The following is an 11,833-nucleotide window of genomic DNA, read 5'->3' as shown; positions in this document are numbered from 1 at the left end:
AACCTCCGATCTCCATCGGAGGATCTGCATGCTGAAGGCCAAGGCCACCGCTATCAAACGTTACGCACTTTGGGGGGGACTGATCATAGGCGCAGCTGCCGTGTTCGGTTTCGCCGCCCCCGCCTGGCAGACTTGGCGCGAAGAGTCAGCCCTGAGAGACGCACATATCAGCTACGTCCAATTTCCCTGCTCGTCGATGACGGCCGCCGCCGCCTGTCCGGCCTATCGGATTGATGTCTTCGGTGACGGTACGGTGGTTTATCAGGGCGGCACGGGGACCAGGGTCTCGGGCATCTATGTCTATCGCGTTTCGGAAAAGGATGTACGCGCCTACGTGCGCGATCTGCACGTCTCGTCATTCTGGGCCGATCCGATAGCCACCGGCCCCACTATCTATGGCGGCTCCTGCCTGGTCGTTCTGCACGTCAAGAAAGAGATACGCCGAAACGGTTGCCTGAAATGGAAGCCGGGTACCGACCAGGCGCTGAACGACCCGAGTGTCTCCGACACCGTGGCGCAGTTGGAGGCCTTGACCCGCGTGGCCAGCCTTGCCAGGGGTGACGCGGGCACAGACGAGGTGAAGCGGCATATCCGCCCGTTCAAAGCCGCAAGCCATCAGTTTTGAATTGAAAGTGATCTAGATGGTGGCTTGCTGGCCACAAGTGAATCGGAAATTCACTTTTAGTTTGAAAGTTTAGCTTTTGTTCCGATTGCGAATCAAAAGGTGAGCGCGTTAAGACTTGCGTCACGCCATTCAAAATGACCGGTGCCGCGCCATGAAAAGAACTGCCAAAGCTTCGCCTCCGCCCCCTGCCCCGCGGTCTTCCGGGCCCAGGTCCAGGTTGGTTCGGGCGGATGCGCCTCAGGCCAAGCCATCCCTGATCAAGAAGCCGGCTCCGGAAAAGTCACACCGGTCAATGTGCCCGATCAACCTGACCCTGGAAAAGGTAGGCGACTCCTGGTCGATGCTGATCATCCGAGACCTGATGTTGCGCGGACATACGGGCTATCAGGCCTTCCTCCGTTCCGAGGAAAAAATTGCCACAAACATTCTGGCCGACCGCCTGTCGCGGTTGGAACTGAACGGCCTGATCGTCAAGAAGCCCGACCCGGCGGATGCCCGCAAATTCATCTACAGCCTGACGGAAAAAGGCGCCGATCTGGCACCGCTGCTGGTGGAATTGGCGCTCTATTCCATGAAACACGAGCGGCGCACCGATATGCCGAAGGAGGTTGCCGCGGAAATGCAGCGCAACAAGCCCATCTTCGTCTCGCGCCTGATCCGAGCCAACGCGCCCAAATCACCCGTGAAGCGCCGCAAGCCAGAGCCCCGCGGGGCAGCCGAGGAAACTTTGAGCCTTTTCTGACATGGAAATCCCGCCAATTGGCTGTTGTATCAGCCACTTGGCGGGATATATTCACGCTTAGAGCGCATCCCAAAAAGTGTGACGCACGTTTTGGACAAAGATGCGCGTCAAAAAAAATTTAGAGCGCCGATCCGATTCTACCGGATCGGCGCTCTAAATTCAGGATTGAGCGTTGCTTAATCTTTCGTACCGGCCATAGGCCATATCCGACAACTTGACCTTCACGTGGACCTTGCCGTCTTCGTCTTCATGGCGGGCGATGACGCGGCCATGTTGGTACAGGAACGCAAGGGCATCGCCCTGATGCGGTTCCAGGACCAGGTCGATCTCCTCCCCGTCGGCGTCAACCAGATTGGCGACACGGGCCAGCAAGGCCTCAATGCCCTCCCCTGTCACGGCCGATACAGGCAAGGGCTTTTGGGCGTCGCGAGAGGTCACCGATCGCGCGTACAAAACCTCTTTCGAATCAGGATCTAAAAGGTCGATCTTATTCCAGACTTCGAACATTCGGCCGCGGTCGAGATCCGGCAGGATGTGCTGCAGCACCTGCTCGACGTCCTGGCGCTGGGCCTCCGTCTCCGGGTTGGAGACGTCGCGGACGTGCAAAATCAGGTCGGCCTGCTCGACCTCTTCCAACGTGGCCCGGAAGGCCGCGACCAGTTCGTGGGGCAGGTCGGAAATGAACCCGACCGTGTCGCTCAGCATGGCCGAACGTCCGTTGGGCAGTTTCAGAGTGCGAAGAGTGGTGTCCAGCGTGGCGAACAACAGGTCCTTGGCGACGACCTCGGCCCGGGTCAGATGATTGAACAGGGTCGACTTGCCGGCATTGGTATAGCCGACCAGGGCCACGATCGGATACGGAACCTTCTTGCGCTGGACGCGATGAAGTGCGCGCGTGCGGCGAACCTCATCCAACTCGGTCTTCAGTTGCTTGATCTTGTCCGCGATCATGCGCCGGTCGAGTTCGATCTGGGTTTCACCCGGACCGCCGGTCGTACCCGTGGCCCGCTGGCGCTCCAGGTGGGTCCAGGTCCGCACCAGGCGCGACTTTTCGTATTCCAGCCGCGCCAGTTCGACCTGCAGCTTGCCTTCGCGCGTGCGGGCACGACGGCCGAAGATCTCCAGGATCATGCCGGTCCGGTCGATGACCTTTCGCTCGAGTTCCTTTTCCAGATTCCGTTGCTGGATGGGCGTGAGCGAGCCGTTGACCACGCACAGGGAGGCGTCGACCTCCTCACACAGGGCCTTGATCTCTTCGACCTTGCCCGCGCCGAACAGGGTCGCCGGATTGAGTTTGCGGACACGCACAGAAAGGGAGCCAGCGATCTCTAGATCCAGCGCCAGGGCGAGGCCGATGGCTTCGTCCAGGCGTGAGTCCTCGAGCAGGCGCGGCGCCGCACGCTGTTCAGCAGCGTGCGCGATATCGGGGTCGATCACGACCGCCCGCACGATGTCGGGGGCGTTATCGATATATTTGTCAGTCAATGAAGAATTCCCTCGTAGGGATATCAATCATCAGCGTCGTCTTCTTGCTCATAAAGCTGGACGGGCGCGGCCGGCATGATGGTCGAGATCGCGTGCTTGTACACCAGTTGCGATTGGCCATCGCGGCGCAGCAACACGCAGAAATTGTCGAACCAGCTGACGATACCTTGCAGCTTGACGCCGTTGATCAGGAAAATGGTCAAAGGAGTTTTGGTTTTGCGGACACTGTTGAGAAACGTATCCTGCAGGTTTTGCTTCTTGTCGTGGGACATTAATCGGCCCTTCTCATTTCAATAAAATTTGGGGAGCACAATACCCCCCACACAGACAACATCGGATAATAGGCAAATAACCTCTGCTATTTCAACCGCACTGCGGTAAATTTATTTTGCGACTGTTTACGCCGACGCGGTCCGCCTGGCATGGCTGATGTAGGAATCCCTTAGGGCGCTTGCCACAGGGCCGGGCTTGCCTTCACCAACAGGGTGACCGTCGATCGCCACGATTGGCATCACCAACGACGTCGCAGCGGTAATAAACACCTCTGACGCGGCCTTCGCGGCCTCCAGGGTGAACGCTACCTGACGGATTTCGAGACCGGTATCACTCACCATGTCCAGCAGGGTGAGTCGCGTCACGCCGGCCAGGATGTTGGCCTTCAGGTCTCGGGTCAGGATGATACCGTCGGCGTCGACCATGTAGACATTGGTCGACCCGCCTTCGGTGACATAGCCATTCTTGTCGACAAAGATAACTTCCCCTGCGCCGTCCTCTTTCGCCGCCTGCTTCGCCAGGACATTGGGCAGGAGCCCTACCGTCTTGATGTCGCACCGGCCCCAGCGGATATCCGGCATGGATTTGGCCTTGATGCCGGTCAGGGCCTTCTTCGCGGCGGCATCGCGGTCAACCGGCCGGGCCGTAACGACCATGGCCGGACGGACATTTTCCGGGAAGACGTGGTCGCGTGGCGCCACGCCGCGCGAAATCTGCAGGTAGACCATGCCTTCGCGGACTCGATTGCGGCGAACCACTTCGTTTAAAACGACCAGCAGCGAATTGCGCGGCATCGGCGTGGCGATTTTCAACTCGCCCAGCGACCGTTCCAGTCGGTTCAGGTGGCCTTCGAGATCGGCCAAACGACCGTCGAAGACCGACCATACCTCGTAGACGGCATCGGCGAACTGATAGCCGCGGTCTTCGATCGAGACGACGGCTTCGGACTGGCGCACATAGGCGCCATTGACATAGGCGGTACGCATGAAGCTTAAGCGTCCTCTTCCTCGCCGCGGACGTGGGCCAGGCCCAACGACTTGAGCTTGCGGTGAAGCGCCGAACGTTCCATGCCGATAAAGGTGGCGGTGCGCGAAATATTGCCGCCGAAACGGACAATCTGGGACGACAGATACTCGCGCTCGAACACTTCACGGGCGTCGCGCAGCGGCAGGGCAATGATCCGTTCCGGACGAATGGCGCCGGCTACGGCCGACTCGACCACTTCCGACGGCAGCATCTGGGCGGTGATCGGCTCGTTGGGGGACCCCGAGGCCAGGATCAGCAGCCGCTCAATATTGTTGCGCAGTTGCCGGACATTGCCGGGCCATTCGTGGACCTGCAAGGTCGCCATAGCGTCTTCCGACAGGGTGCGCCGCGCCAGGCCCTGCGCCGCTGCGATGCGCTCTATGAAGTAGGTCACCAGTTCGGCGATATCGCTGCGGCGCTCAGACAGGCCTGGGACCCGCACCGGAACGACGTTGAGGCGGTGGAACAGGTCTTCGCGGAAACGGGCGGCTGAGATCTCCTGGGCCAGATCCTTGGAGGTCGAGGATATCACCCGCACGTCGACCTGGACGTCCTGGGCGCCGCCGACGCGCTGGAAGCGTTGTTCGACGAGGACCCGGAGAATGCGGCTTTGGGATTCCGGCGGCATGTCGGCGACTTCGTCGAGGAACAGCGTTCCGCCATGCGCACGTTCGAACACGCCGATCTTGCGCGGCTTGCCGCCCTCGCCTTCCTCGCCGAAGAGTTCAACATCCAGCCGTTCCGGCGTCATGCCCGCAGCCGAGATCGGCACAAATTCACAGCGTGCCCGCGGCGAAGCGTCGTGGATCATCCGCGCCACCAGTTCCTTGCCGGAACCGGCCGGACCGGAGATCATGATGCGCGAGTTGGCGGGCGCCACCTTGGCGATGGTTGAGCGCAGCAGTTGCGCCGCTGCCGAATTGCCGATCAATCCGTCCGGCACAACCGCCTGAGAGCGCAGCCGCTTGTTTTCCCGCCGCAGGCTGGTGACTTCAAGCGCGCGCTGAACAACCATGATCAAGCGCTCGGTTTTGAAAGGCTTTTCGATGAAATCGAACGCCCCCCGCTTGATCGCCGTCACCGCTGTTTCGATTGTGCCGTGACCTGAGATCATGATGGCCGGAATGTCGGGGTCCAGCTCATGGATGACGCTCAGCAACTCTATGCCGTCAAGGCCGCCACCCTGCATCCAGATGTCGAGCACGCACAGGCTAGGCTTACGCGCCTTGATAGCTCGCAAGGCCGCATTGGAGTCGGCGGCGGTGCGAACCGCGTAACCTTCGTCCTCCAGGATACCCGCAATCAGTTCGCGGATGTCGGCTTCGTCGTCGACAACCAGAATATCTACGCCAGACGATACTTTCATCAGACCCTCATCAGCTTACTTCCGGCCAAGGCCGAAACATCAGTACCAGTCGGGAGAAGACCCGACTGCTGGCGCGGCAGACGCAAGACGGCCCGCGCGCCGTTGAGATGCACCGCGTCGGTCAGCCAGAACTCACCGCCGTGGTCTTCCAGAATACGCTTCACAATTGCCAGTCCCAGACCGGTACCCTTTTCACGCGTTGTGACATAGGGTTCAGTCAAACGGTCACGGTCCTTTTCGGGCAGGCCTATCCCATCATCCTCGACCGTGATGATCAGGAAGCCGTCCTCTGCCGTCATCTCGACGCGCAGGTGGCCGACAATGCCGTCGGCAGGCTCAACCACATCGGTGCCGCGGTCACGCAGCAGACGCGACGAGATGGCCTCTCCGCCGTTTTTCAGCACATTGCCCAGGGCTTGACCCAGCATGCGGCCATCGCAGACGACACGCAGTTCGGGCAAGGGCTCAACAATGTCGATGACGATATCGGCCCTGGCCACACGTTGCGAGAAGACGCACGAACGCACCAGTTCCGCGGCTTCTTCCTCGGCGAAGTTCGGTGCCGGCATGCGGGCGAACGAGGCAAATTCGTCGACCATGCGACCGATATCGCCAACCTGCCGGATGATGGTATCATTCAGGCGATCGAAGGTTTCGACATCTGTCTCAATCTGGGCGCGGTATTTACGGCGCAGACGCTCGGCCGACAGTTGGATCGGGGTCAGCGGATTTTTGATTTCGTGGGCGATGCGCCGGGCCACGTCTTTCCAGGCGGCGTTGCGCTGGGCCGCAATCAGTCGGGTTATATCGTCGAAGGTCAAAACGGCGCCGCCGGTCTCCAGGCCCGAGACGCGAACACGGACACGTCGCGTTTCGCCACGGCGGACCAGGTCAACCTCCTGCTCTTCGACGCGATGCACCGAGACCTTGTCCAAAAGCTCAGCGATTTCAGGGGCTACGTCGCGAATCTTGAGACCGGCGGCCTCATCCTTGGCGATGCCGATAAAGTTGGCGGCGTGGCGGTTGATGGCCGAAATCTGTTCGTCTTCGTCCAGGCCGACGATGCCGGCGCTGATCTCGGACAGCACGGTTTCGATAAAGCGGCGCCGCGTTTCGGCCTCGTCGCCGGCCTGTTTCAAGGCCTGCCGCTGACTTTGCAGATCCGAGGTCATGCGATTGAAAGCGCGTGACAGCACGGCGATATCTTCGGATTGGCGGGCTGTCATGACTCGTGCGTTCAAATCCCCACTGGCGACCTTGTCCGCCGCCTGCACAAGTCGGGCCACAGGCACGGCGATACTTTCCGCTGCCGACGTCCCGCCCCAGATGGCGCCGATCAGCACCAGCAGAACAGCCTCGACATAGGTCATGATGAACAAGGCCTGGCTGCGATTTCGGTCCTGGCGCACGCCGCGATATTCGCTGATGGCATCCTCAGCGCCGCGCAACCGGGCAAAAATGCCTTCCGGCAACAGGCGGACGCCATAGAGGTAGGCGCCCTCGTACCCTGGCAGTGTGTAGACAACGCGTTGCGCGTCAGGCCCGGGATATTCCGCCAGAAGCGGACCTTCGGCCGTCACAAATGACAGAATATTCGACGCCGGCGCCACATAGATCGGCGCCTCGGCGGTTTCGGCCTGCGCCAGAATCTGCCCTTCTCGGTCGATGATATAGAGGGCCGTCATGACACCCTGATCTTCGACAACCTGTTTCAGGGCTTGGGAAAATGCCACCCGGTCCGGATAAAGAGCGTGGGCCCGTTCGGATTGAAGTTGCGCCTGCAACGCCGTCATGGCGTCGCTGGCGACGCTGCGTTCTGAGGCCAGGTAATTGCTGGCCAGGGCGGCCCCATTTTCGACCGTGTCATTGACCTTTTGCTCGAACCAGGTGTCGAACCCACGGTTCAGGAATCCGAACATCAGGGCGACGATAATCGCCGGCGTGACAGCGGCCAGTGAAAACAGAAAGACGAAACGCAGGTGCAGCCTTGCTCCGGCGTCGGCACCACGACTGCGCGCGATCGCCGCCACCCGCACAACGACGCCCGCCAGTAGCCCCAACAGCAGGATCAGATTGAGACAGGCCACGATCAGGAGATAGGCGCTGGTCTGGCTGATCGGCGCCGTTCCAGGGCCTTCAAGAATGAGCCAGACAATAAACGCGGTCGTGAGGAAGGAAGCACCATAACCCGCACCCAGCAAAAGCCTTTTCAGGCCGGCTGAGCGGATATCCCTGATGCCGCGCAACAGGAAATGCATGCTCCGTCGTTTCAAGGATGTGTCTTTCAAGACCCAACACCACCACGTTCTGGTTCCGTGGCATTTGTGCACTACTGTGTCCGAATATCAACAGGAATGTTGCGCCAAAGCGTCAAATTATCGCAGATTTGACCGCAATTGTTACGACCTAGCGACTGAACAGGGTGCGCAGGGCGTTTTCGATTTGGGCGGAATCGTCCATGCGGCACAACCTCGCCTTATCCTGGCGACGCACCGAAGGATCATCATGGTAGGGCGCGCCTTCAACATAGGCCCCCAGATGCTTCTTGAACATACGCAGGCCAAGCGCTTTGCCGTAAAAGGCCAGGCTGTCGTTCATATGTTCGACAACAATGTCAGCCCGATCGGCAACATCGCGTGACGGCATATCGTTGTCGTTCAGCGCGTGGTTCAGGTCATGAGCGAACCACGGCCGTCCGTAGATACCGCGGCCAATCATCAGTCCGTCGGCTCCGGACTGGTGCAGCGCATCCCGGGCAGACCCCAGGTCGACAATATCGCCGTTCACGATAACCGGAATGCGGACCGCGCTTTTGACATGCGCCACCGCATGCCAGTTGGCTTCGCCCTTGTAGAATTGCTGGCGGGTACGACCGTGGACCGTCAGCGCCTTGATACCCAGTTTTTCCGCCCGCTGCGCAAGTTCCGGCGCGTTTTGCGAGTCATCATCCCAGCCCAGCCGCATCTTGACCGTCACAGGTCTTGATGTCGCCTTGAGGGCCGCTGTCATAATGCGTTCGGCCTGATCCAGGTCACGCATCAGGGCCGAACCGCAGAGCACACCGATGACCTCCTTGGCCGGACAGCCGAAGTTGAGGTCGACAATATCAGCACCTGACTCTTCGGCCAGACGGGCGCCGTGGGCGATGTGTTCCGGGTCGCGGCCGACCAGTTGCACGATCTTCAGGCCGGCGTGGTCGCCCAATTGAGCCTTGCGGACAATCTCGGGCCGACTCATGTCGGCGCAGGCCACCATCTCTGTCGCAGCATAAGGTGCGCCGAGTTTCGCCGCCACACGACGGAAAGGCAGATCGGATACGCCGGTCATCGGTGCGATCAGCACCCGGCCGTCGATAGTCACGTCGCCTATGGTCAAACCCTTGGTCATGAGGGGGCTTTAACGGAAAATGGCGCTTGTGGGAATGCCCGTGGCAGTTTTAGAAGGCTGGCGAAGGAGTCTGCTCATGCCCGAAGTCAAACTGGCCGTCAGCGAAGACGATTTCCGGCGCTGTTTCCCGGTTATCCAGTTGTTACGTCCGCATGTCATTGATGCCGACGATCTGATAGCTCGCATCGATCGCCAGCGGTCTATGGCCGACTGGCGGTTGGCCTATGTTGAAGATGCAGGAGCAGTTGTGGCCTGCGCCGGGTTCCGCGTCCACGAATGGCTGGTCTCAGGGAAGATCCTCTATGTCGATGACTTGGTAACAATAGATGAGGCTCGATCAAAGGGTTACGGAAAAAATCTCCTGAACTGGATGAAAGACCTTGCACGCGAAGAAGGTTGCGCTCAACTCAGGCTGGACAGTGGTACCCACCGCACACAGGCGCACAAATTCTATTTCCGTGAGGGTTTGACCATTCAAGCCTTTCATTTCGAGACAAACGTATGACCTGGCACGCCATCATTGTCGCCGGCGGATCCGGTTCACGATCGCGCGGCAAGAAGCAATGGATGCCGCTGGGTGGCCGGCCTGTCCTCGACTGGTCGGTGTCAGCCTTTGCCGGCGCGGCGCAAATTGTCGTTGTCGTGCCCGCCGACGACGTCGTTCAGGCAACGCAGCGCTATGGCGAGCAGGCGACCATTGTCGCCGGTGGTACCGACCGGGCCGGTTCGGTGATCAACGGGCTGCGGGCGCTTGCTGCGGACGAACGAGACCTGGTGCTTATTCATGATGCGGCTAGACCTCTGTTAAAGTCACGCCATATCAATGCGCTATTGCATAGTCTTGAGACGCGACGTGCGGCAATTCTGGCGCTGCCGATAACAGATTCTCTGAAATCCGGCGCGGAGGTGGTGACTGGCGCACCGTCGCGTGACGGCCTGTGGCGCGCCCAGACTCCCCAGGCGTTCCGCTTTGGCGATATCGTCAGAGCCTACGAGATCTGGTCGGGTGGCCCAGCGACCGACGAAGCCACTGTGGCGGCCGCAGCGGGGATCGAGGTCGCCCTGGTCGAAGGCGATGTTCGGCTGCACAAACTGACCTATCCCGTCGATTTTTCTTTATTGGAAGCCCTGATGGACAAGCCCGCAAAACAGATCCGGATCGGCCAGGGCTTTGACGCCCATCGCTGGGGCGAAGGCGACAGTGTCTGGCTGTGCGGCGTGGAAATCGTCCACACCCAGACCTTGATCGGCCATAGCGATGCTGATGCCGGCCTGCATGCCCTGACCGATGCCCTGTTGGGCGCAGCCGGTCTGGGCGATATCGGCGACCATTTCCCACCAACTGATCCGCAGTGGAAGGGGGCCTCCAGCGACAGGTTCTTGCTGCATGCTGTTGATCTGATTACGCAAAGGGGGGGCAGCATCGTCAATGTCGATGTTACCCTGATCTGCGAACGCCCCAGGATCAAACCGCACCGCGAAGCCATGCGCGCGCGGTTGGCCGAAATCCTCGGCATCGCCATCGACCGCGTCAGCGTCAAGGCGACCACGACCGAGGGCATGGGCTTTACCGGTCGTCAGGAAGGGCTGGCCGCCCAGGCGGTCTGTGCCATTGAAATATGAAAACCCTTATGTTTCTATGGTTTACTGCGAAGCATTCTCAGTAAACTTGGCCTTGAAATGGCTATGGGCGCCCAATATATGAGCCGGGTAACTGCGTCTCCTCCCCTATTGCAACGAGGTTTGTCATGGCTTTCGAATTGCCGCCCCTGCCCTACGCCAGCGATTCGCTGGAACCGCACATGTCGGCCAATACCTTCAGCTTCCACCACGCCAAGCACCACAAGGCCTATGTCGACAACCTGAACAAGCTGATCGCCGGCACCGAATTCGAAAACCTGTCGCTGGTCGAGATCGTCAAGGCGTCGGACGGCAAGAACCCGGGCGTGTTCAACAATTCCGCGCAGGTGTGGAATCACACCTTCTTCTGGTCGTCGATGAAGCCCAATGGCGGCGGCGCAGCCACCGGCGCGATCGCCGATAAGATCAATGTCGACTTTGGCTCGTACGATGCCTTCGTCGAGCAATTCAAGACGGCCGGTGCCACCCAGTTCGGTTCGGGTTGGGCGTGGCTGGTTCTGGGCGAGGATGGCAAGCTGAAGGTCACCAAGACCGGCAACGCCGAAACCCCGTTTACCAAGGGCGACAAGCCGTTGTTGACCTTGGATGTTTGGGAACACGCCTACTATCTCGACTACCAGAACCTGCGCCCCAAGTTCATCGAGACCTTCCTGACCAGCCTGGTCAATTGGGACTTCGCCAATGCCAACCTTGACGCTCCGCTTCACCCGGGCGTTTGATGAAATGAAAAAGCGGTCTTCGGACCGCTTTTTTTTATTGCCCGCCGTCGCGGCCGTCGACAAGGATAGGTGCATGAACAGCAGGTCACTCGCCGCCGAACTGGTCCACCGCCTGCAGGATCAAGGCAAGACGATCGCCACGGTCGAAAGCTGCACCGGTGGACTGATCGCCGCCGCCCTCACCTCGGTAGCGGGATCATCGCAGGTGTTCGAGACCGGCCTGATCACCTACTCCAATGCCGCCAAGACGGCGCTGGCCGGCGTCCCGGAAGTCCTGCTCATCGCCCACGGCGCCGTAAGCCTCGAGGTCGCCGCCGCCATGGCCGACGGGGCACGCACGGCTGCCAATGCCGACTTGGCGTTGAGTGTTACCGGAATTGCCGGCCCCGGCGGCGGTTCGGCCGAAAAGCCCGTCGGCATGGTCTGTTTTGGGCTAAGCTATACCGATATCGAAAATCAGGACATCACACTGGTCCAGGTGATGCAGTTCGGCGATATCGGCCGTGAACGGGTCCGGGAGAGAAGCGTTGAGTACGCCCTGCAATGGGCGCTCGATACGCTGGGCCGCT

12 protein-coding genes are annotated in these 11,833 nt (G+C 60.1%); 6 read left to right on the top strand and 6 right to left on the bottom strand.

Annotated elements, in window-relative coordinates:
- Positions 1-28 precede the first annotated feature (28 nt).
- Together ABI_RS17435 and ABI_RS17430 are read left to right on the top strand one after the other, a co-directional pair.
- On the top strand, positions 29-625 hold the full coding sequence (locus ABI_RS17435; RefSeq protein WP_006274371.1) for a DUF6438 domain-containing protein: 597 nt from the start codon (positions 29-31) through the stop codon (positions 623-625).
- Between the two features lie 292 nt (positions 626-917).
- Positions 918-1,367, top strand: a complete 450-nt coding sequence (locus ABI_RS17430; RefSeq protein ID WP_245531383.1) for a winged helix-turn-helix transcriptional regulator — start codon at positions 918-920, stop codon at positions 1,365-1,367.
- A gap of 159 nt (positions 1,368-1,526) precedes the next feature.
- On the opposite strand, the gene hflX is transcribed toward ABI_RS17430, so the two are convergent.
- The 6 genes from hflX to dusB form a co-directional block, all read right to left on the bottom strand.
- Positions 1,527-2,852 (bottom strand): GTPase HflX, encoded by a 1,326-nt coding sequence (gene hflX, locus ABI_RS17425; protein ID WP_006274369.1) that lies wholly within the window; start codon positions 2,850-2,852, stop codon positions 1,527-1,529.
- A gap of 23 nt (positions 2,853-2,875) precedes the next feature.
- The gene (gene hfq / locus ABI_RS17420; protein ID WP_006274368.1) at positions 2,876-3,124 is read right to left on the bottom strand and encodes an RNA chaperone Hfq; all 249 of its coding nucleotides are present in this window, start codon (positions 3,122-3,124) and stop codon (positions 2,876-2,878) included.
- Between the two features lie 126 nt (positions 3,125-3,250).
- The gene (locus tag ABI_RS17415) at positions 3,251-4,111 is read right to left on the bottom strand and encodes a D-amino-acid transaminase (protein ID WP_006274367.1); all 861 of its coding nucleotides are present in this window, start codon (positions 4,109-4,111) and stop codon (positions 3,251-3,253) included.
- Between the two features lie 5 nt (positions 4,112-4,116).
- On the bottom strand, positions 4,117-5,517 hold the full coding sequence (gene ntrX, locus ABI_RS17410; protein WP_006274366.1) for a nitrogen assimilation response regulator NtrX: 1,401 nt from the start codon (positions 5,515-5,517) through the stop codon (positions 4,117-4,119).
- Positions 5,517-7,775: a sensor histidine kinase gene (locus tag ABI_RS17405; RefSeq protein ID WP_006274365.1), complete on the bottom strand. Its 2,259-nt coding sequence runs from the start codon at positions 7,773-7,775 to the stop codon at positions 5,517-5,519. Before ABI_RS17405 ends, ntrX begins: the two co-directional genes overlap by 1 nt.
- Before the next feature lie 148 nt (positions 7,776-7,923).
- A complete protein-coding gene (dusB, locus tag ABI_RS17400) occupies positions 7,924-8,904 on the bottom strand; it encodes a tRNA dihydrouridine synthase DusB (RefSeq protein ID WP_006274364.1) in 981 nt (326 codons plus the stop codon).
- Between the two features lie 76 nt (positions 8,905-8,980).
- Here dusB and ABI_RS17395 point away from each other — a divergent pair, with 76 nt between their 5' ends.
- The 4 genes from ABI_RS17395 to ABI_RS17380 form a co-directional block, all read left to right on the top strand.
- The gene (locus ABI_RS17395; protein WP_006274363.1) at positions 8,981-9,409 is read left to right on the top strand and encodes a GNAT family N-acetyltransferase; all 429 of its coding nucleotides are present in this window, start codon (positions 8,981-8,983) and stop codon (positions 9,407-9,409) included.
- Complete coding sequence (locus ABI_RS17390; RefSeq protein WP_006274362.1) at positions 9,406-10,527, top strand: bifunctional 2-C-methyl-D-erythritol 4-phosphate cytidylyltransferase/2-C-methyl-D-erythritol 2,4-cyclodiphosphate synthase; 1,122 nt, start codon at positions 9,406-9,408, stop codon at positions 10,525-10,527. The genes ABI_RS17395 and ABI_RS17390 overlap by 4 nt, the downstream gene beginning before the upstream one ends.
- A gap of 125 nt (positions 10,528-10,652) precedes the next feature.
- Positions 10,653-11,264, top strand: coding sequence for a superoxide dismutase (locus ABI_RS17385; RefSeq protein ID WP_006274361.1), 612 nt, complete (start codon positions 10,653-10,655; stop codon positions 11,262-11,264).
- Positions 11,265-11,337: 73 nt separating this feature from the next.
- Positions 11,338-11,833, top strand: a 496-nt coding sequence (locus ABI_RS17380; protein WP_083811550.1) for a CinA family protein, incomplete at its 3' end; no start/stop codon positions are given.

Source organism: Asticcacaulis biprosthecium C19, from assembly GCF_000204015.1.
In the GTDB taxonomy this organism is placed as follows: Bacteria; Pseudomonadota; Alphaproteobacteria; order Caulobacterales; family Caulobacteraceae; genus Asticcacaulis; species Asticcacaulis biprosthecius.
The sequence above is the reverse complement of the archived record's forward strand: the minus strand, read 5'-3'. Positions and strand labels throughout refer to the sequence as shown.